The sequence below is a fragment of the Pseudomonas sp. CHM02 genome (genome assembly GCF_000612585.1).
Lineage (GTDB): Bacteria > Pseudomonadota > Gammaproteobacteria > Pseudomonadales > Pseudomonadaceae > Aquipseudomonas.
The window spans coordinates 77,923-97,400 of sequence record NZ_JFCA01000015.1 but is presented as its reverse complement, the minus strand read 5'-3'; the positions used below and the strand labels follow the sequence as shown (position 1 = coordinate 97,400).

General features: G+C 60.2%; 16 protein-coding genes. 7 read left to right on the top strand and 9 right to left on the bottom strand.

The features are described from left to right. Positions 1 to 10: 10 nt before the first annotated feature. On the bottom strand, positions 11 to 1,105 hold the full coding sequence (gene zapE, locus BM70_RS0110510) for a cell division protein ZapE (protein ID WP_025855978.1): 1,095 nt from the start codon (positions 1,103 to 1,105) through the stop codon (positions 11 to 13). Between the two features lie 174 nt (positions 1,106 to 1,279). Here zapE and BM70_RS33595 point away from each other — a divergent pair, with 174 nt between their 5' ends. Continuing rightward, positions 1,280 to 1,414 carry a hypothetical protein gene (locus BM70_RS33595; protein WP_256220886.1) on the top strand — a complete coding sequence of 45 codons (135 nt, stop codon included), beginning with the start codon at positions 1,280 to 1,282 and terminating at the stop codon, positions 1,412 to 1,414. 4 nt (positions 1,415 to 1,418) lie between these two features. Here the strand turns inward: BM70_RS33595 and BM70_RS0110500 are convergent, their stop codons facing one another. Both BM70_RS0110500 and BM70_RS0110495 read right to left on the bottom strand, forming a co-directional pair. Next, on the bottom strand, positions 1,419 to 2,156 hold the full coding sequence (locus BM70_RS0110500) for an anti-sigma factor (protein WP_025855977.1): 738 nt from the start codon (positions 2,154 to 2,156) through the stop codon (positions 1,419 to 1,421). Further along, positions 2,153 to 2,659 (bottom strand): RNA polymerase sigma factor, encoded by a 507-nt coding sequence (locus tag BM70_RS0110495; RefSeq protein WP_025855976.1) that lies wholly within the window; start codon positions 2,657 to 2,659, stop codon positions 2,153 to 2,155. Before BM70_RS0110495 ends, BM70_RS0110500 begins: the two co-directional genes overlap by 4 nt. 167 nt (positions 2,660 to 2,826) lie before the next feature. Between BM70_RS0110495 and BM70_RS0110490 the strand changes: the two genes are divergently transcribed. Together BM70_RS0110490 and BM70_RS0110485 are read left to right on the top strand one after the other, a co-directional pair. Continuing rightward, complete coding sequence (locus BM70_RS0110490; protein ID WP_025855975.1) at positions 2,827 to 3,909, top strand: catalase family peroxidase; 1,083 nt, start codon at positions 2,827 to 2,829, stop codon at positions 3,907 to 3,909. Next, a complete protein-coding gene (locus BM70_RS0110485) occupies positions 3,906 to 4,445 on the top strand; it encodes a cytochrome b (RefSeq protein WP_025855974.1) in 540 nt (179 codons plus the stop codon). The genes BM70_RS0110490 and BM70_RS0110485 overlap by 4 nt, the downstream gene beginning before the upstream one ends. An 18-nt stretch (positions 4,446 to 4,463) precedes the next feature. On the opposite strand, the gene BM70_RS0110480 is transcribed toward BM70_RS0110485, so the two are convergent. Together BM70_RS0110480 and BM70_RS0110475 are read right to left on the bottom strand one after the other, a co-directional pair. After that, entirely contained in the window at positions 4,464 to 5,615 is a 1,152-nt protein-coding gene (locus BM70_RS0110480) for a M14-type cytosolic carboxypeptidase (protein ID WP_025855973.1), read from the bottom strand. Between the two features lie 467 nt (positions 5,616 to 6,082). Continuing rightward, positions 6,083 to 6,433: a DUF6124 family protein gene (locus BM70_RS0110475; RefSeq protein ID WP_025855972.1), complete on the bottom strand. Its 351-nt coding sequence runs from the start codon at positions 6,431 to 6,433 to the stop codon at positions 6,083 to 6,085. Between the two features lie 131 nt (positions 6,434 to 6,564). On the opposite strand from BM70_RS0110475, the gene BM70_RS0110470 reads away from it, so the two are divergent. Continuing rightward, positions 6,565 to 7,197, top strand: coding sequence for a LexA family transcriptional regulator (locus tag BM70_RS0110470; RefSeq protein WP_025855971.1), 633 nt, complete (start codon positions 6,565 to 6,567; stop codon positions 7,195 to 7,197). On the opposite strand, the gene BM70_RS0110465 is transcribed toward BM70_RS0110470, so the two are convergent. From BM70_RS0110465 to BM70_RS0110450, 4 genes are read right to left on the bottom strand one after another with little or no spacing between them, the layout of a single operon-like run. Beyond that, positions 7,194 to 9,119 (bottom strand): acetyl/propionyl/methylcrotonyl-CoA carboxylase subunit alpha, encoded by a 1,926-nt coding sequence (locus BM70_RS0110465; protein WP_025855970.1) that lies wholly within the window; start codon positions 9,117 to 9,119, stop codon positions 7,194 to 7,196. The two genes, BM70_RS0110470 and BM70_RS0110465, sit on opposite strands and share 4 nt — an antisense overlap. Further along, positions 9,116 to 9,922, bottom strand: coding sequence for a gamma-carboxygeranoyl-CoA hydratase (locus BM70_RS0110460; protein ID WP_025855969.1), 807 nt, complete (start codon positions 9,920 to 9,922; stop codon positions 9,116 to 9,118). The genes BM70_RS0110465 and BM70_RS0110460 overlap by 4 nt, the downstream gene beginning before the upstream one ends. A gap of 15 nt (positions 9,923 to 9,937) precedes the next feature. Further along, a complete protein-coding gene (locus BM70_RS0110455) occupies positions 9,938 to 11,545 on the bottom strand; it encodes a carboxyl transferase domain-containing protein (RefSeq protein ID WP_025855968.1) in 1,608 nt (535 codons plus the stop codon). Positions 11,546 to 11,556: 11 nt separating this feature from the next. After that, positions 11,557 to 12,720 (bottom strand): isovaleryl-CoA dehydrogenase, encoded by a 1,164-nt coding sequence (locus BM70_RS0110450; RefSeq protein ID WP_025855967.1) that lies wholly within the window; start codon positions 12,718 to 12,720, stop codon positions 11,557 to 11,559. 148 nt (positions 12,721 to 12,868) lie between these two features. Here BM70_RS0110450 and BM70_RS0110445 point away from each other — a divergent pair, with 148 nt between their 5' ends. The 3 genes from BM70_RS0110445 (at position 12,869) to BM70_RS33590 (ending at position 19,372) form a co-directional block, all read left to right on the top strand. Beyond that, positions 12,869 to 14,506 (top strand): AMP-binding protein, encoded by a 1,638-nt coding sequence (locus tag BM70_RS0110445; RefSeq protein WP_025855966.1) that lies wholly within the window; start codon positions 12,869 to 12,871, stop codon positions 14,504 to 14,506. A gap of 116 nt (positions 14,507 to 14,622) precedes the next feature. Beyond that, positions 14,623 to 18,951, top strand: a complete 4,329-nt coding sequence (locus tag BM70_RS31175) for a dermonecrotic toxin domain-containing protein (RefSeq protein ID WP_256220883.1) — start codon at positions 14,623 to 14,625, stop codon at positions 18,949 to 18,951. Continuing rightward, positions 18,920 to 19,372: a hypothetical protein gene (locus BM70_RS33590; protein WP_256220882.1), complete on the top strand. Its 453-nt coding sequence runs from the start codon at positions 18,920 to 18,922 to the stop codon at positions 19,370 to 19,372. The genes BM70_RS31175 and BM70_RS33590 overlap by 32 nt, the downstream gene beginning before the upstream one ends. Positions 19,373 to 19,478 lie beyond the last annotated feature (106 nt).

The window sequence follows — 19,478 nt, the reverse complement described above, 5'->3', positions numbered from 1 at the left end:
TAAATGGCGCTCATGATACCGGGTCGGACGCGCGTTGCGGGTCAGCCTGCTGCAATTGTCCAAGACGACTGGCGGTTCGCGCCAGGTCGATGGCCTGGCCGCCCATGGCAACGGCGAGCGGCAGTTCGCCGATCAGCACCAAGTGCTTGTCGCGGTCGTAGAGCACGTCCACCAGGTTGATAAAGCGCTGCTGCACGGCAATCGGGCACTCTGCCAGCTGAGGCAGGCCGTCGAGGGTCCAGTGGTCGTAGTCCTGGCACAGCAGCAGGTAGTCCATCACTGCCGTCAACTGTTCGCACAGGTCGTTGAAGGTGAAGGCAATGCTGCGCCCTGCGTGGTGGCGGCACGTCAGGGTCCGGTTGCCGACGGCCAGGGGTTGGGGCGGGCAGTCCGCTGCCGGAAGGCCGAGTGCCGCCCGCTGGCTCGCGGTTCCCGGCCAGACGTATTGACCGCTGGTAAAACGTTGCGCACTCCGGGCCTGGGGCAGGCTGCGAAAATCCTCGGGCGAACTGACTTCCAGCACGTCCATGCGCGCGGCGATCAGGTCGATCACCGGCTTGAAGCGCTCGTGGTACAGGGGGGTGGGCAGCAATCCTTCGGGTGCATAGTTGGACGTCACCAGTACCAGCACGCCGCGCTGGAACAAGGCCTTGAACAGCCGCGTGATCAGCATGGCATCGCCGATGTCGTGGACGTGGAACTCGTCGAAGCACAGCACCTGGCAGTCCTTCAGCAGTTCATCGAGCGTCATGGCGAGGGCGTCGTCCTGCTCGCGATGCTTGAACATGCCCTGATGCAGGCGCGCAAAGAAATCATGGAAGTGCACGCGCTGCTTCCGGGCGATCGGCAAGGCCTGGAAAAAACCGTCCAGCAGCCAGCTTTTGCCGCGCCCCACCGGCCCGTGCAGATACAGGCTGCGGGTCGGCTGGCCCGCGAGCAGGTGCTGGGTTTCACGCGCCAGGGCTGCAATGGCTCGGGTTTGGCCGGTACTGAGGGTGTAACCCTGTTGCTCGGCTTTTTGCTGAAAGAACGCAGGGATGGGCGAGGCGTCGAGGGGGTCGGTCTTTTTACCGAGCAGGCGACGGATGAGGGAACGCGCGGCCAATGCAAATCACTCTGTATTTCAGTGGTCGCTCACTTTAGGGCGCTCACCGCATTTTGACCAATAGAGAAGGGTGCTGCCAGCCATCTCGAAAAAGCATGTCACGGATGCAACCGCTACAAACCGGGGACATCGTTTACATATCTAACCGGGGACATGGTTTACAGGTTAATACGCATGATCTCAGGCACCCACTACCTGGCCTGCGACATTTCCAAAAGCGCCGGCACCACGCGCTGGGGCAATGTGGGCGCGGCGCGGCGTGACAGCTCCACCGCCGAAGTGGCCCCAGCAATGTGGTATTCGACGTGAGCTTCTAGAACGTCCGCATCGCCGGGGCGGGCTGGTCCACCGGGCTGACCACCGCATAGTTGTAGCCCGCGCCGGACCAGTATTGGGCCTGCAAGCCATCGGCACTGCGGCTGCCACGGGGCAGGAAGCCGTTTTCCGGTCCCGGTGGGCGGATGTAGAAACTGATGCGCCGCCCTTGTGGGTCTTCGTACAGCACCATGGCGGCCGCGCCTTGCTCGGTGGTGAGCAGGCGCCCGCTGACCGGTGTGAACCCGGAAGCACTCAAGTCAGGCAGCCGATGGGCCTGGTTGAAGTAGCGATCAAGCCAGGCCTGCATCGTGCCGCCACCCTGGCCTTTGTAGTCGGCAGGCATGATGCCGTCCTGGGCAAACAAGCGGAACGCCTGCATCGCATCGGCCATCGGCAGTTGGGGTGGCTGGGTGGCTTCACGGGCATGCCAGCCACCGACCCCGCCGAGGCTGACGGCGATCAGCAGCACGGCAGCGGTGGCGAAGTGGCGGCGCGATTGACGCTTGATGCGTTGGCGAATCAGCGCCGGGTCCAGGTCCGGGTTGGCCGGCTGTTGCAGGGCACCGCCCAACGCCGCACGCAGCAACTGCGCGTCGTGCTGCCAGGCGTGGACCTGGGCCGCGACGTCGGGGTGGGCCGCCAGATAGGTTTCAAGCACACGGCGATCACTCTCCAGCAGTTGGTGATCGACGTAGGCATGCAAATCGCGTTCGCTGGGGGGCAGGCTGATCATTTGAGTATCCGCAGGGAAGGGCTGGCAATTTCGCCATCACTGAGTTGGCGCAGGGCTTGGCGTGCGCGGGATAGGCGCGACATCACGGTACCGATGGGCACATCGAGGATTTCGGCGATTTCCTTGTAGCTCAAGCCTTCGACCGAGACCCACAGCAACAGCGCACGTTGCTCGGTGTTGAGTTGATCGAAGGCTTGCAGGGTCGATTGGGCGATCACCGTGCGCTCTACCGACGGCTGCGCATCGTCGCGTCCGGTGAAGAACTCCAGCATGCGTGCGTAGCGCCGGGTACGGCGATGGGCGTCGAGGAACTGCCGGTAGAGGATCGAGAACAGCCAGGCGCGCAAGTCGCCTTCGATCCGTTTGTCGGCCCAACTGATGATCCCCCGTTCCAGGGTCGACTGCACCAGATCGTCCGCGCTGCTGGCGTTACGGGTCAGGGACACGGCAAAGCGCCGCAGCCTGGGAATGAGTTCACGTAACTGTTCGTCGAGTTCATGCATGGGAATCTGGCTGGTTACTACGCTGGGACTAGAGAGACGTACGGCGTTGAAGGTTATTCCCCGTGACGGGAAATAAATCGAAGGCCAGGGAATAGAGCCGATCGGCGTTCGTCTTAATGCTCCGACCTTATGTTCACCCCTAAGGCCTTTGGCCCTGGAGTTCCTTCATGGTAGATCACTCATCACCGCCCCGTCCCCCGTTGAGCACTGCGAGCCTGATCGCGCGCCTGGCGGGAATCGGTGCCGTGGTTGCGGTTGTGGCGGGGGCATTTGCCTACGTCAATGGCACCCTCGACCCACAGCGCCTGCGCCCGAAAACCCTGGTAAACGCCCTGGAAACCAATAATGGCATGCACCCCGGCTTCCGCCGTAACCATGCCAAGGGCGTGTGTGTCGCGGGGTATTTCGAAAGCAATCCCGAAGCACGCGCCTACTCCAGCGCCCAAGTGTTCAACGAGGCCAAGACCCCGCTGGTCGGCCGGTTTGCCTTGCCCAGCGGCAACCCCTATGCACCGGACAGCAGCGTGCCGATTCGCAGTTTTGCCGTGCAATTCAGCCAGGCCAACGGCCAGCAGTGGCGCACAGGCATGAACAGCATGCCCGTGTTCCCGGTGGGCACGCCCGAAGCGTTCTACCAGATGCTCAAGGCCGGCGCACCGGAACCCGCTACCGGCAAGCCGAACCCGGCGAGCATGCCGGCGTTTTTTGCCGCCCACCCCGAGACCGCGCCGTTTCTGGCGTGGGTCAAGACCGCCAAGCCGTCGGCCAGTTATGCGACTGAAACCTACAACGGTATCAACGCGTTTTACCTGGTGGGTGCCGATGGCAAGCGCCAGGCCGTGCGTTGGGGCGTAGTGCCCCAGAGTCAGGACGCGGCGGGGGATGCCGCGCCGGCCGGGAGTGATTTCCTCGAAAAAGACCTGGTGCAGCGCCTGTCGGCCGGGCCGCTGCGCTGGCAATTGAACATGACCCTGGCCAACCCCGGCGACCCGCTGGACGATGCGAGCAAGGCTTGGACCGGCGAGCATAAAGTCATCAACGCCGGCACACTGGTGCTGCAAAGCAGCCAGCCGCAAGCGGACGGCGATTGCCGCGATATCAACTTCGACCCGCTGATTCTGCCCAGTGGCATCGAAGCCTCCAATGACCCGTTGCTGGCGGCACGTTCGGCGGCGTATGCCAGTTCGTACCTGCGTCGCGCCGGTGAAGTCAGCCCGCTGCACAGCACCGCTCAGGAGTCGAAGCCATGAATGCCCAACCACGGTTTTTTGCGCCCCTGGCGCGCCTGCTGCACTGGCTGATGGCGCTGATGATCATCGCCATGCTGTTCATCGGTGCCGGCCTGGCGGCCTCGGTCTCCGAGCGACATGAATGGTTGATTCACCTGCACAAGCCGCTGGGGATCGCGATTCTGGCATTGGTGATCGTGCGGTTGGTGGTGCGTTTCTCCACGCGCCAACCGCCGTTGCCCACTGACTTGCCGCTGTGGCAAGTGTTGGCGGCCAAGGCGTCCCATCTGGTGCTGTATGCCTTGATGCTGGTGTTACCGTTGCTGGGCTGGGCGATGATTTCGGCCGCGGGCGACCCGGTGATGCTCAGCAGTTCAGTGCAGCTGCCGTCACTGGTGGGCGCGAATGCGCCGTTGTTCGCGGTGTTGCGCAAGGCCCATGGGTTTCTGGCGTACTTGCTGTTCCTGACGGTGCTGTTGCACCTGGCGGCGGCGCTGTTCCATGGGTTGATCCGCCGCGATGGTGTGTTGCAGAGCATGACCGGCACCAAGGAGTGATGCCGGTGGGCAAGGGGGTTAGCGCAGCACTGTGACGATGTCGGCTACGGTGCTCAATACGTCCTTGCCCAGTTGCTTGGAGCGTTCACCGGACCAGCCGGTTTTAGCGTTGGGTGCGTCGTCGTTGTCCTTGAAGGGCATTTCCAGGGTCAGGGACAGGCAGTCGTATTTCTGGCCTACCGCGTTGCACGCCAGGGTCATGTTGGCTTCGCCCGGCAGGTCGCGGGTGTAGCCGTAGGTGGTCTGGAAGTCGCGGGTCAGGCCGCTCAAGTGGCTGCGGAAGTGCTTTTCCAGTGCCTCGATCCGCGGGGTGTAGCCGGGGTTGCCTTCGCAGCCGGCGGTGAAGACGTAAGGGATTTCCTCGTCGCCGTGGACATCGAGGAACAGGTCGACGCCGTACGTTTCCATCTGTTGTTGTACGAACAGTACTTCCGGGCTGATCTCCTGGCTCGCGCTCTGCCAGGCACGGTTGAGGTCCTGGCCCATGGCGTTGGTGCGCAGGTGGCCGTGGAAGGCCCCGTCCGGGTTCATGTTGGGCACCAGGTACAGGTCGGCGACTTTCAGCAGGCTTTTCAGCTCGGCGTCACCGTCCTGTTGCAGGCGTTCGATGATGCCTTCCATGAACCATTCGGCCATGTGCTCGCCAGGGTGCTGTTGGGCGATGATCCAGATCTTGCGTCGGCCTTCGTCGCCCTTGCCACGCCGCAGCAGTTGGATATCACGGCCTTCGACACTTTTGCCGGTTGCCAGCAATTGGGTGTCGGCGCGGCTCAGGGCCTGCTCGATCAGCCAGTCGTGGCGTTCACGGCTGTAGGGCTCGAAGTAGGCGAACCAGGCGTGTTTCTCGCGGGTCTCGAGGCTGATGTGCAGGATTTCCCCATCAAAGCGCGAGGGCACCCGGAACCAGTTGATATGGTCGTAGGACGCCACGGCGTTGTAGCCGCTCCACGCGTGTGGGTAGGACGATTTGCTTGCGTTGCTCAGGCGGAAGGTGTGGGTGTGGCCCACGTGCATGCCTTCTGCCTTGAAGTGGAACCACTGGAAGTGTGCGCTGCGCGTATCGGGTTCGATTGCCAACAGCAACTGGTAGGAATCGTGGGCATCCAGTACCTGGATATTGCCACTGTCGAAGTCGGTGCTGATCTTGATGGAGGTCAAGGCCACGGTCATAGTCTGGTTGCCTGAATATGAGTGTTGTGGCGGCTATATTACACAGGAGTTTGGTAAAGACTGGATGCAAAATTGTTGCGCGGGGGGAGGGGGCGTCATCCATGACGCCGCAGCAGCTTAGAATCTATGAGATTGATTCTCAAGCGCTATTTCGCAGAGATGTGAGCTAGAGCGTTCGACTGGCTTTCTTTTGGCGATGGTCTTTTGCTACCATGCGCGCCATCAAGCAACACACAGTCTTCATTAGCCTGAAGCCATGCCAGGAAAAACTGGCAAAAAAAAGACCCGGCCAAAGAGCCGGGTCAAAAACCGTGATTAGCCTGATGAGGAGATATTCCAAGAGTCCGACCTAAGGTCCCTTGGTCTATCGACTGATCTCGCGATCAGCTAGGTCCAATAATAATCATTATCATTTGCAAGTCAAATGTTTTTATCCATGAGATAGAAATATTTTTTCTTCGCGCCTGTTATCCGTTCGCCTGAGCCTCTGGCGCTCGCAACGACCGCTCCACCATCGCCTTCGCCATATCGATCAAATACACCACTGAAAACGCCAGGTCCCGATGACTGCCCTGATGGCAGCTCGCTGATTCATAGGCCGTGGCTGCCGCACTGCGCAGCAGGTCCGAGGCGTGCACCAGGGCTTCCTCCTGGCTGATGCCTGGGTTGATGGCAAACAGGGCTTCGTCGGGGGCTGATGCCGACATATCTTCTTTCAAGTAAAAGTCCAGCGCGCGCTTCGCAGCACCGCTGCTGCGCAGGTCGTGCAGCTCTGTGTCTTCGGGGAGTTCAGGCAGGAGGTACGGGCTTGTCGTCATAAGGGGCGGTACTCTGGGTGGGTGTCGAAAACCTTATGCCCGATGATAGTACGTATCGTATTTATGTCGTTTTATGGATTACTACAAACTGTTTATTGCCCGGAAAACTGCGTGACGTATTGTCAGCCCCCATGGATAACTGGATCGCGTTGGTCAGGGCCAACATGGAAGACCGCAAGGTCACGCAGGGTGAACTGGCAGAGCGCCTGGGCATGTCCCAGGGCGGCGTGGGCCATTGGCTCAACAAACGCCGTGCGCCAAGCCTGGTGGACATGAATCGGGTACTGGCGGCGCTGGGGCTTGGGTACCTGGAGGTCGCGCTGGATATCCGCGAGCGGGCCGAAGAGGCGCCAGCGCAAAAAAGCTACAACCCGTATTTCCGCTACCCGGTCAACGATTGGAAAGGGCTGTGCGAAATCCGCGAGGAGCGAGCGCCCTATGGCGCTGCCCGCTTCGAGCTGACGGATTATCATGCCCAGGGCGACGCCTTCTGGCTGCCCGTCACGGGTGACGCCATGACCGCGCCCAGCGGCTTGAGCGTCAGTGCGGGAATGATGATCCTGGTCGACCCGGCCATCGCCGCCGAGCCCGGCAAGCTGGTGGTCGCCCAATGGGCCGAGAGCCCCCAGGCGACCTTCCGCCAGTTGCTGGAAGAGAGCGGCCAGCGCTACCTGGTGCCGCTCAATCCCACTTACCCGAAACGGCTGCTGACCGACGATTGCCGCATCCTCGGCGTGGTGGTTCAAGCCACAGCGAGGTTCTAGCCAGCGCTTTCAAGCTCCACCAACGCGCAACCTTCAGCAACCATTTCGCCCTCCTGGCAGAACAGCGCCTTGACCATTCCAGCCTGGGGCGCGCGGATGCTGTGTTCCATTTTCATCGCTTCCAGCACCACCAGTTGCATGCCGGCTTCCACGTGTTGACCCACCTCCACCAATACACGCACGATGCTGCCGTTCATCGGCGCCGTCAGGCCGCCCTGATGGGACTGGTTGGCCTCGACGGCTGCAATCGGGTCGAACAGCGTGACAGCCTGCATCTCGCCGTCCCAGCGCAGATACACCGTGTGGTCATGGCGTACCGCCAAATGGCTGCGCCGCACGCCCTGTTGCTCGATCAGCAACTGTTCGCCGCGTAGCTGGGCGCCGTCCGCGGCCAGAGTGACCAGCCGATCCTGGCCGTTGCAGCTCAAATGCAGGGACACCTCGGCCGGCAACCCGGCACGAAACCCACGCTTATCCGCCCAAGGCCCTTCACCTGGCGGCAAGCTCTGAATATAGGCGGCGCCCGCGGCTTGCCAGAATTCATCGCCCAGGTCCCCAGGCGCCGGCAGCAGCTCGTCCTGATAACGCGGAATAAACCCGGTATCCAACTCGGCCGCCGCGAATGCCGGATGCCCGATAATGCGCCGCAAAAAGCCCAGGTTGGTCTTGAGCCCACCCACGGCAAACTCGTCGAGCATGCCCAGCAGCCGCAGTCGCGCCTGTTCACGGTCCTCGCCCCAGGCGATCAGCTTGCCGAGCATCGGGTCGTAGAAGGGCGACACGCTGTCGCCTTGCTCGACACCGCTGTCCACACGGCGCCCCGGCCCCGGGGTGGATTCGCGGTACAGCGTCAGGTGCCCGGTGGCGGGCAGAAAATCATTGGTCGGGTCCTCGGCATACAGCCGCACTTCGATCGCATGGCCAATCAGCGGCACCTGATCCTGGGTGATCGGCAGCGCCTCGCCCTGAGCGACACGAATCTGCCAGGCCACCAGGTCCAGGCCGGTAATTGCCTCGGTCACCGGATGCTCCACCTGCAGCCGCGTGTTCATCTCCATGAAGAAGAATTCGCCGCGCGCGTCGAGCAAAAACTCCACGGTGCCGGCACCGACATAACCAATGGCCTGTGCAGCACGCACAGCGGCTTCGCCCATGGCCTTGCGCTGTTCAACACTCAAGCCTGGCGCCGGTGCTTCCTCGACGACTTTCTGGTGGCGGCGCTGAATCGAGCAGTCCCGCTCATTGAGGTACAGGCAGTGCCCATGCTTGTCGGCAAACACTTGGATCTCCACGTGACGCGGCTTGAGCAGGTACTTTTCCACCAGCATCTGCCCATTGCCGAAGGACGACAGCGCCTCACGCTGGGCCGAGGCGAGGGCCTCGGCCAATTGGCTGACGTCCTCGACCACCTTCATGCCTTTGCCGCCGCCACCGGCCGTGGCTTTGAGCAGCACGGGGTAGCCAATGCGCTCGCAGGCGGCGCGGAAGGTGTCCAGGTCCTGAGCTTCGCCGTGATAACCGGGTACCAGCGGTACACCGGCAGTTTCCATCAACGCCTTGGCGGCTGATTTGCTGCCCATGGCATCAATCGCGGAGGCGGGCGGGCCGAGGAAGATCAGGCCGGCTGCTTCAATCGCGCGAGCAAACCCGGCGTTTTCCGATAAAAAGCCATAGCCTGGATGAATCGCCTGGGCACCGCTGGCCTGGGCGGCGGCGATCAGTTTGTCGATCTGCAGGTAGCTGTCAGTGGCTTTACTGCCGCCCAGGTCAACACGAATATCCGCCTCACGGCTGTGGCGTGCGTCGCGGTCTGTGGCACTGTGCACGGCCACGGTGGTCAGGCCCATGGCCTTGGCGGTGCGCATCACCCGGCAGGCAATCTCGCCACGGTTGGCCACCAGCAGGGTCGTCAATGTCGTCATGAACGCGGCTCCTGAGACTGCCAGCTCGGTGGACGTTTCTGCAGGAAGGATCGCAAGCCTTCCTGGCCCTCGGCGCTGACGCGAATGCGCGCGATGGCATTTTCGCAATAGCGGCGCAGCGTCGGGGTGAGGGCGCCGTTGCCCACTTCGCGGAGCAAGTCCTTGCTGGCGCGCATGGCTGCCGGGCTGTTCTGCAGTAGGTTGGCGATCCACTGTTCCACACGCTGGTCCAGCTCGCCAATGGGGTAGCTCTCCGCCAACAGGCCGATTTCCCGCGCGCGCTGGCCGTCAAATCGTTCGGCGGTCAGCGCATAACGCCGTGCCGCGCGTTCGCCGATGGCCTGCACCACGAACGGGCTGATCACCGCCGGCGCCAGGCCGATGCGCACTTCCGACAGGCAGAACTGCGCGTCATCGGCACCAATCGCCATGTCACAGCAACTGATCAAGCCCAGCGCGCCACCGTAGGCTGCGCCTTGCACCACCGCGAGGGTCGGCATCTTCAGCTTGGCCAGGTTGTACATCAGCTCCGCCAGTTCGCGGGCATCGTCCAGATTGGTGTGGTAGTCCAGTTCGGCCGACTGTTGCATCCAGGCCAGGTCGGCGCCGGCGCTGAAGTGCTTGCCGCGCCCGCGCAGGACCAAAAAGCGCAGCGCGGGATCGGCTTGCACCTGGTCGAGGGCGATGATCAGTTCGCGGATCATCTGGGCATTGAACGCGTTGTTCTTGGCTTCACGACTGAGCCACAGCGTGGCAAAGCCACGGCGGTCGGTGATCAGTTCGAGGGTATTGAAATCGCTCATGGGGTACAGCTCCATTTACATGCGGAACACGCCGAAGCGGCTCGGCTCGATGGGGGCATTCAACGACGCGGACAACGCCAGTGCCAGCACGTCACGGGTCTGCAACGGGTCAATCACACCGTCGTCCCACAGGCGCGCGCTGGAGTAGTAGGGGTGACCCTGGGTTTCGTACTGGTCGAGGATCGGCTGCTTGATCGCCGCCTCCTCTTCAGTGCTGAACGCCACGCCGGCGCGTTCAGCCTGCTCGCGCTTGACCTGCACCAGCACACCCGCTGCCTGTTCGGCGCCCATCACGCCGATGCGTGCGTTCGGCCACATCCACAGGAAGCGCGGGTCATAGGCGCGGCCACACATGCCGTAGTTGCCGGCGCCAAAGCTGCCACCGATGATCACCGTGAATTTCGGTACCTTGGCGCAGGCCACCGCGGTCACCAGCTTGGCGCCGTGCTTGGCGATGCCGCCGGCTTCGTATTTCTGGCCGACCATGAAGCCGGTGATGTTCTGCAGGAACAACAGCGGAATGCCGCGCTGACAGGCCAGCTCGATAAAGTGCGCGCCTTTTTGCGCCGCTTCGGCAAAGAGAATCCCGTTGTTGGCCAGGACCGCAATCGGGTAGCCGTGCACGTGCGCAAAACCGCACACCAGGGTGGTACCAAACAATGCCTTGAACTCATCGAAGACCGAACCGTCCACCAGGCGTGCGATCACTTCGCGCACATCGAATGGCTGCTTGGCGTCGGCCGGGATCACGCCGTACAGCTCTTCGCTGCTGTACAACGGCGCCACGGGCGGGCGTTGCAGCAACTCGCCCCGTTTGCGCCAGTTGAGGTTGGCCACACTGCGCCGGGCCAGGGCCAGTGCGTGTTCATCGCTGTCGGCATAGTGGTCGGCCACGCCGGAGATCTTGCAGTGCACATCGGCGCCGCCCAGGTCTTCGGCGCTCACCACCTCACCGGTAGCGGCCTTCACCAGCGGTGGACCGGCGAGGAAGATGGTGGCCTGGTTGCGCACCATGATCGCTTCGTCGGCCATGGCCGGCACATACGCGCCACCGGCGGTGCACGAGCCCATCACCACGGCGATCTGCGGAATGCCCTGGGCGCTCATGTTGGCCTGGTTGAAGAAGATCCGCCCGAAGTGCTCGCGGTCGGGGAACACTTCGTCCTGACGCGGCAGGTTGGCGCCGCCGGAGTCCACCAAGTAGATGCACGGCAGGCGGTTCTGCTCGGCAATGGTCTGGGCGCGCAGGTGTTTTTTGACCGTGAGCGGGTAGTAGGAGCCGCCTTTCACCGTGGCGTCGTTGGCGACGATCATGCATTCGACGCCTTCCACGCGGCCGATCCCGGCAATCACGCCGGCGGCGGGCACGTCTTCGCCGTACACCTGATGGGCGGCCAGTTGGCTGAGTTCAAGAAACGGCGAGCCTGGGTCGAGCAAACGATTGATCCGTTCGCGGGGCAACAGTTTGCCACGCGAAGTGTGCCGCTCCTGGGCCTTGGCGCCGCCGCCTTGCTGCACATGGGCAAGCAGATTGTGCAGGGCGTCGACCTGTTGGCGCATTGCCGCGCTGTTGGCGGCAAACTCCGCCGAGCGCGGGTTGAGCTGGGTGTGCAAGGTGGCCATGGTGCGCTCCTTCAGCGGGTTTCGTTGAAGAGTTCGCGACCGATCAGCATCCGGCGGATCTCACTGGTGCCGGCACCGATTTCATACAGCTTGGCGTCACGCAGCAGGCGCCCGGCGGGGAATTCGTTGATATAGCCATTGCCACCGAGGATCTGGATCGCGTCGAGTGCCATCTGCGTGGCGCGTTCGGCGCTGTAGAGGATCACCCCGGCCGCGTCCTTGCGCGTGGTCTCGCCACGCTCGCAAGCCTGGGCCACTGCATAGAGGTAGGCGCGGCTGGCGTTGAGCTGGGTGTACATGTCGGCGACCTTGCCCTGGATCAGCTGGAACTCGCCGATGCTCTGGCCGAACTGCTTGCGGTCGTGGATGTAGGGTACGATCAGGTCCATGCACGCCTGCATGATCCCGGTAGGGCCGCCGGACAGCACCACGCGCTCGTAGTCGAGGCCGCTCATCAGTACTTTCACGCCACCATTGAGCACGCCGAGGATGTTTTCCTCGGGCACTTCAACGTCATCGAAAAACAGCTCGCAGGTGTTGGAGCCGCGCATGCCCAGCTTGTCGAACTTGTTGCTACGGCTGAAGCCTTTCCAGTCGCGCTCGACGATGAACGCAGTAATGCCGTGCGGGCCCTTTTCCAGGTCGGTCTTGGCGTAGATCACATAGGTGCTGGCGTCGGGGCCGTTGGTGATCCAGGTCTTGCTGCCGTTGAGTACGTAGCGATCGCCGCGTTTATCGGCGCGCAGCTTCATCGAGACCACATCGGAGCCGGCATTCGGCTCGCTCATGGCCAGGGCGCCGACGTGTTCGCCGCTGATGAGTGCGGGCAGGTACTTGAGTTTCTGTTCGTGGTTGCCGTTGCGGTTGATCTGGTTCACACACAGGTTGGAGTGCGCGCCGTAGGACAGCGCCACCGACGCCGAACCGCGGCTGATTTCTTCCATGGCCACCACATGGGCCAGGTAACCCAAACCGGCACCGCCGTACGCTTCCGGCACGGTGATGCCCAGCAGCCCCATGTCGCCGAACTTGCGCCACAGGTCGGCGGGGAACAGGTTGTCGATATCGATCTGGGCCGCGCGGGGCGCGATCTCCTTGCTCACGAAGGACTGCACCTGGTCGCGCAGCATGTCGATGGTTTCACCGAGGGCGAAGTTCAGGGACGGGTAACTCATGGACAGGCACCTTAATGTGAGCTTTGTTGTTGTGTGGAGGGCGCCAGGGGAGGGCGCTCACCTTTACGTTAACGTAAGCTTGCGTTACGGCGCTGTCAATCGTAGTTTACGTTTACGTCAACCTACAAAAAAGACAACAGGGGTCGTTATGGATCAACCGAATCAGAGCTACAGCCGTGGCTCTCAGGACAAGACCTTGCTGGCCATGACCATCGGCCAGGCCTTTGATCGCACGGTCGCGCAGTATTCCGAGGACGAGGCCCTGGTGGTGCGCCATCAGCAGCGCCGCTACACCTGGCGGCAGTTGGCCGAGACGGTGGATTTGCATGCCCGTGCCTTTCTTGCCCTCGGCATGCAGACCGGCGACCGCCTGGGGATCTGGGCACCCAATTGCGCCGAGTGGTGCATCAGCCAGATCGCCAGCGCCAAGCTCGGGGTGATCCTGGTAAATATCAACCCGGCGTACCGCAGCAGTGAACTGGAGTACGTGCTCAAGCAGTCGGGCTGCCAGTGGCTGGTGTGCGCCGGGTCGTTCAAGACCTCCGATTACCATGCGATGTTGCAGGAACTCAAACCCGATCTGCGCGGCATGATCAGCCTCGACCCCAGCCCGCCCCCGGGATTCCTGCCCTGGTCGCAATTGGCCGCGCTCGGGGCAGGCGTCCCGCCCGGACAGTTGCACAGCCGCCAGGCCAGCCTGCACTTCGATCAGGCCGTGAATATCCAGTACACCTCCGGTACCACCGGCTTCCCCAAGGGGGCCACCCTCAGTCACCACAACATCCTCAACAACGGTTATATGGTCGGCGAAAGCCTGCGCTTGACCGCGCAAGACCGCCTGGTGATCCCGGTGCCGCTGTATCATTGCTTCGGTATGGTCATGGGGAACCTGGGCTGCATCACCCATGGCACCACCATGATCTATCCCAGTGACGGCTTCGACCCGCTGCTGACCCTCAACGCCGTCGCCGAAGAGCGCGCCACCGGCCTGTACGGCGTGCCCACCATGTTCATCGCCATGCTCGATCACCCACAGCTGGGCGACTTTGACTTGTCTACCCTGCGCACCGGCATCATGGCCGGCGCCACGTGCCCCATCGAAGTGATGCGACGAGTGATCAGCGAGATGCACATGAGCGAGGTGCAGATTGCCTACGGCATGACGGAAACCAGCCCGGTGTCCTTGCAAACGGGGGCGGATGACGATCTGGAACGCCGCGTGACCACCGTCGGGCGCACCCAGCCGCAGTTGGAAAACAAGATCATCGATGCCGACGGCAATACGGTGGCGCGCGGCGAGATCGGCGAACTCTGCACCCGTGGCTACAGCGTGATGCTTGGCTACTGGAACAACCCCGACGCCACCCGCGAGGCCATCGACGACGCCGGCTGGATGCACACCGGCGACCTGGCGAGCATGGACGCCCACGGTTATGTATGCATCGCCGGGCGCAACAAGGACATGATCATTCGCGGTGGCGAGAACGTTTACCCGCGTGAGCTGGAGGAGTTTTTCTTCACTCACCCGGCGGTGGCGGATGTGCATGTCATTGGCATTCCGGATGAGCGTTACGGTGAAGCGATCGTTGCGTGGATCAAGTTCCATCCGGGCCATGTGGCCAGTGAGCTGGAACTCCAGACGTGGTGCAAGGGACGTATCGCGCACTTCAAGACGCCCAAGTACTTCAAGTTCGTGGATGAATTTCCGATGACGGTGACGGGCAAGATCCAGAAATTCCGCATGCGCGAGATCAGTATTGGCGATTATGGGCTTCATCGTTTCTGATCGATTGCCAGTCCTGCCAGCTTATAAGGGGCAGGGCTGAAGGTGCTTATATACCTCTCTGTTGGCACTCGAATATCACATATTGACCGTTCATTCGGCCAATTAGAGTTCGCCACATGGCAGACCTTGAACAAAGTGGAAAAAATCCGGTAAACGATACGCGCAGTGTTCATGGCGTCGTTGTGCAGGCGCGCCTGTCATCGTGGTACAGCGCTGCAACAGTCAAGCGCAAACAAGCGTTACATGAGTGGGAGTTGAATATTCCGCACTGGTATAAAACGCTGCGCCCGGACAGACGGAAAGTCTTGGAAGCGGCCCATCAGAGAAGTATGGGTTCGCTTAATATGCTGGATGGGATTTTAAAGGATTTAAAAGGTGCTATCGAATTCGCCGAACCCTTGCTGCAGGAAGCGATACGACAGAAAACCGGGCGATTCATTGATGTAAAGCGTGTTTTTTTTGCGCGTAAGGAATTCATGGCGGCTGATCGGTCAAAGGTCTCCGGCGTTGAAGCAACAGGGTATTGTTACTACACAGGTCTCAGCTTGATAGAGGCGGCCCTGCAGAACTTCTCCGCGAATGAAGCCGTTGAATCAAATGACGACGGTTCCAGCCTTATCACGCATTACGACTTTCATCGGCGGCCTGCGCCAACGACGCTCAACGCAGGGACAGTGCTGGCGCGTAGTGACCCTCTCAAGCCTCATGTGTTTGCCGGCTTATGTCGAGACCTGGATTTGGGCAAGCTGTACCTGGCGCATGTAACGTCAATTGTCAAACCGCCGGACAAGCCTGAGGGCGTTTCAGGCAACGGTGCCGCAAGGGTGCGTAGTCGAATCACTGCTTCAACGAGGCAACAGTTATTATTCGCCGCTGAAGTAGCGCTGGAGCTCGGCAATATAAAGCAAGACGCCTACACGCTATTAAAAGAGCTGGCTTTTTGGAAGACTGATGTGACGTGGAGAGGCAAGAGTGTACATTTCTCAAACTTGAAAATGCTGCATGTTGAGTTAAAGCAGATCATTGTTATCGGGCCCCTGAAATTCGGATATGTGCTAGGCGTCAAAGTGTTTGAAAGGGCGCCTTGTATTGTCTTTATTTCTGGAGATCCTATTTGTGAGTTGAAAGAATACGCCGATCTTGGCGGTCTACAGACTGATCTCGTCGAGAGATTGTGCTCGGGCGAGTATCGACGTTTTTTCAGCCAGTATGTGCCCTACGAGCAACAAACGAAATTTTTTAGTACCGTAAAACTTCACCTTGATCAACTCAATACGTATGCCGAAGACGAAGATTTCGACCCTGCAAAAGCACGTACCGTTACTTGGTCAACAGGTTATGGCATCAGCATGCCTAGGACGTGGGGTGATCATTCTCTGCAAAAAGTCGATTTAATATTGAGCAATGCACGGGCGATGGTGGTATCCACCGCCAGTGCCGATGACAATGCCCGTAACGCATGGTTGATGTCGTTGGCCAGTATTGCGTTGACCGTGTTGAATGTTGCCTCATTCGTCGTCCCGCAACTGGCGCCGTTGATGCTGCTGATTGGCTCGGTGCAAATGCTCTATGAGATAGCTACGGGCGTAGAGGCTTGGGAAGAGGGCGACATGAAAGAGGCGTGGGCGCATGTTTCGGCCGTAGCCTTTAATCTGACGACGGCAGTTGTAGGCGCCAAGCTGTTGCCGATGATCAAGACCCCGTTTGTCCAGTCACTGACACACGTCCGTTGTCCTGACGCCAATGTGCGTTTGTATGCGCCTGGGCTGAAACCTTACCTGCGACAGGTATCACTGCCCGAATCCGTGAAGGCCAATGCAAACGGGTTGTTTGAACACGACGATAATTTATACCTGGCGGAAAACGACGGGCATTACTTGGTGGAGCCGTCGGGCACCGGTAACACCTACCGGATTGTGCATCCGCAAAACCCTTCAGCCTACTCGCCGCAGGTTCGCCTTACGGAGGCTGGGGCTTGGATACATGAATATGAAAATCCGCTGACATGGACCACGCCGCAATTGATGCAGCGCCTGGGGCCAGTGGCGCAGAAGCTTGGACAGCAACCTTTAAAACTTGAGCGCATCTGCCAAATGGCTGCGGTGGACAGCAGCATGCTGCGCAAGATGCATGTAGACCAGAGGCCCGTACCGGGACTATTGGCAGACACTCTCAAGCGTTTTGACATCGACGAGACAATCGCGAGTGAAAAAAAACCGGGTGTCAGCGCGTCATTATTGGCGAAACACCAGGCCGATCTTTTTGCGCAACGTTATGCGGCAACCGAGAGCGAAAGCGGTGCAGCGGTCGGATTGCTCAAACGGTCGTTCGGATCGCTGCCCGATAGTGTCGCGCAAGAGCTGTTGAGCCACGCCAGCAAGGCTGAAGTGCAGATGATCGAGCAGCACCAACGCGTACCGTTGCGTTTGGCAGAGGAGGCCCGCTGCTATCAACAAGAAGTACGCTTGGCGCGGGCTTACGAAGGGCTCTATCGCAAGACCCTGGGCAATGACGATACGCAACGTATGGTTCTGCATAGCGTGAAGACGCTGCCTGGCTGGCCATCTGACCTGCGCATCGAGGTGCTGGAAAAGACCAGCGAAGGAGGCGAGCGCGTTGTCGACTCGATAGGGCCGGAGGGTGTCGCGGCTAAGCGATTTTTGATCAAGTTTGGCCCAGAGAATCTTTATGAAGTACGGGATGACAAGTTCGGAGTATTGAACCTGCAGTCCGATATCTATGGCGCTATGCAGGCGGCGGTTTCGCCAGAGGATTTGACGGTGATGAAGTTGACGGCCGGTGACCGTGGCGCGAGCCTGAAACAAGCGCTGCAGCAGAAGCCGCTGATGCCGCGTGATGAATTGCGCAAGTTACTGAAAATGCAGCCTGTGAAACCAGGGTATAAACCGCCAATGCGCCTCGCTGACGGACGTTTTGGTTATCCACTAAGCCCGTTGAGAGGCGCTGGCCGCCGGCCTTTTGTGTGTGAAATGAAAGCGGCAAAGCTCTATCCGTCAAAGTCCATCGAGGCGGTAGAAGAGATGCTGGGCCTCAAGGAGCTTGACGATGCTGGGATGTTGGCAAGACTGGAGCAGCTTGAGCAGGAGTTCAATCAACTTAATGCCGATTTGAAGGACTGGGAGCAGAAGGAGGGCGCGGTTGGTTCTGCCAGGGACCGGCGCAGAGTCGCCAATACCCTGAAAGGAGTCTGGCAGCGTTCCTCCCCGCAAGCGTTCGCCTCAGATCAAACGCCCATCGGTCACATTCTCGATTTGTCCGACGAGGTTGTCGGAGAGTTACCCCTGATCACCGCCAATATGGACCATGTGGGCAGTTTGGTTTTACCTCGAATGGCGCTGACAGACGCTTCCTTGCCCTTTCTGAGTTCATTCAGGCGCTTGCGTTGGCTGAATATGAGCGATAACCACCTCACCCGGTTGCCGGAGTTTGCTGACGGCGCGGTGACCAGGCTCGACTTGAGCAATAACGCTATCCGACTGACCGAACAGAGCCGTTTGCGCCTGGAAAGCATGCAGAATTTGAAGATTCTCAGACTCTCCGGTAACCGCCAATTGGGGTGGGCGGCCAATCTGCACGGGCTGCGCAATCTTAACCAGATTTACCTGGCGAACACTGGAACCACAACGTTTCCCGCTGGCGCTGAGCAGTTGACCAACCTGGCCATGATCGACCTGCATTCAAATCAAATCACCACCTTGCCTGAGTACGCTTACCAGCATCTTGATCGCATCAACTTGCATGACAATCCGTTTTCGGCAGCGACCCGTGCACGCCTTCGACTTGACCCGTTGGATCCGGCTCAATGGGACGATCACGTTACGCACGACGAAGCGCGAGAGCTTTGGCTGCACGACTCTACCGTAACTGAGCGGGTCCGCCGGGGCATGACTTGGGATGAGGTCAAGCTCAACCCTCAGTCGGATGCGTTTTTCACCGTGCTGGCAGACACCACCCGTTGCGCCGAATACGCCTCTGGCGTGACCCGTCCTGCAATGGTGGAGCGGGTCTGGGAGATGCTTGAAGCCGCGAAGGAAAGCCAGGCCATTCGTGAGTCGTTATTCAAGGTCGCTGATGATCGAATCACTTGTGGGGACGGCAGTTCGGTTGAGTTCATGAACCTGGAAAGTGAGCTGTTGGCGGCCAAGGCGCTCGAGATGGCAGGAGAGGGAGATGTGGAAGGCAAGCTTATTGCTACTGCCGAACAGCTATTTCGCCTGAAGCTGGTAGACGTCATCGCTCAGCGGGATGTCGAAGCGCGAGGGCGTGGTTTTACTGAGCAGGTCGAAGTCATTCTTGCCTATCGAACCAGGCTGGCGGACAGGCTTGGGTTACCGGTCAAATCCCGCGGCATGCTGTTTCCTCGGCAAGCTAATGTGAGCCAGGCGGCTATCGATGATGCACTATGCACAAGTGCTCGTCGATGAGCGTGTTATCAGCAACAAGGTTGATTTCTTTTTGGAGAGGGCGTTTTGGGAGAAACATCTTCGCAGCCACTACTCACGAGAATTCGCGTCGTTGATGGATCCGGTTATTGAGGAAATAGACGAAAAAAGCGCGGCGTTGGATGAACTTTCAGCCTTGCAAGACGTTCAGGATAACGCTGCAGATCAAGCGACAAAAGATGCCTGGCAGGCAAAGCATGATGAAGTGGTCGACCGACTGGCGAGCCTGTTGGGCAAGACCAGGGATGAGATACTGGTGGATGGCTCGATGCAAAGTGTTTTTTACAATGACGAAATGAAGCTGCTCGGTGCCGAGCGGGCGCGAGAGGAAAGGCTTAATCTACAAACCTTGACACGAAGCGTGCTTGAAAAAGTCGGCGCGACGCACGGCGCTCAGGTCTGAATTTGATGCGGCCACGAGGGGCGGGCCAACAAGCTTGGACGCATCGCCTGATAAGCATTCCGACAGACAGCACAAAGGGGACCCGAGGGTCCCCTTTAATTTGTCG

Coding starts and splice junctions, on each gene's coding strand:
- BM70_RS33595 (WP_256220886.1), top strand. CDS start 1,280: ATGATCTCAGGCACCCACTACCTGGCCTGCGACATTTCCAAAAGCGCC.
- BM70_RS0110500 (WP_025855977.1), bottom strand. CDS start 2,156: ATGATCAGCCTGCCCCCCAGCGAACGCGATTTGCATGCCTACGTCGAT.
- BM70_RS0110495 (WP_025855976.1), bottom strand. CDS start 2,659: ATGCATGAACTCGACGAACAGTTACGTGAACTCATTCCCAGGCTGCGG.
- BM70_RS0110490 (WP_025855975.1), top strand. CDS start 2,827: ATGGTAGATCACTCATCACCGCCCCGTCCCCCGTTGAGCACTGCGAGC.
- BM70_RS0110485 (WP_025855974.1), top strand. CDS start 3,906: ATGAATGCCCAACCACGGTTTTTTGCGCCCCTGGCGCGCCTGCTGCAC.
- BM70_RS0110480 (WP_025855973.1), bottom strand. CDS start 5,615: ATGACCGTGGCCTTGACCTCCATCAAGATCAGCACCGACTTCGACAGT.
- BM70_RS0110475 (WP_025855972.1), bottom strand. CDS start 6,433: ATGACGACAAGCCCGTACCTCCTGCCTGAACTCCCCGAAGACACAGAG.
- BM70_RS0110470 (WP_025855971.1), top strand. CDS start 6,565: ATGGATAACTGGATCGCGTTGGTCAGGGCCAACATGGAAGACCGCAAG.
- BM70_RS0110465 (WP_025855970.1), bottom strand. CDS start 9,119: ATGACGACATTGACGACCCTGCTGGTGGCCAACCGTGGCGAGATTGCC.
- BM70_RS0110460 (WP_025855969.1), bottom strand. CDS start 9,922: ATGAGCGATTTCAATACCCTCGAACTGATCACCGACCGCCGTGGCTTT.
- BM70_RS0110455 (WP_025855968.1), bottom strand. CDS start 11,545: ATGGCCACCTTGCACACCCAGCTCAACCCGCGCTCGGCGGAGTTTGCC.
- BM70_RS0110450 (WP_025855967.1), bottom strand. CDS start 12,720: ATGAGTTACCCGTCCCTGAACTTCGCCCTCGGTGAAACCATCGACATG.
- BM70_RS0110445 (WP_025855966.1), top strand. CDS start 12,869: ATGGATCAACCGAATCAGAGCTACAGCCGTGGCTCTCAGGACAAGACC.
- BM70_RS31175 (WP_256220883.1), top strand. CDS start 14,623: ATGGCAGACCTTGAACAAAGTGGAAAAAATCCGGTAAACGATACGCGC.
- BM70_RS33590 (WP_256220882.1), top strand. CDS start 18,920: ATGATGCACTATGCACAAGTGCTCGTCGATGAGCGTGTTATCAGCAAC.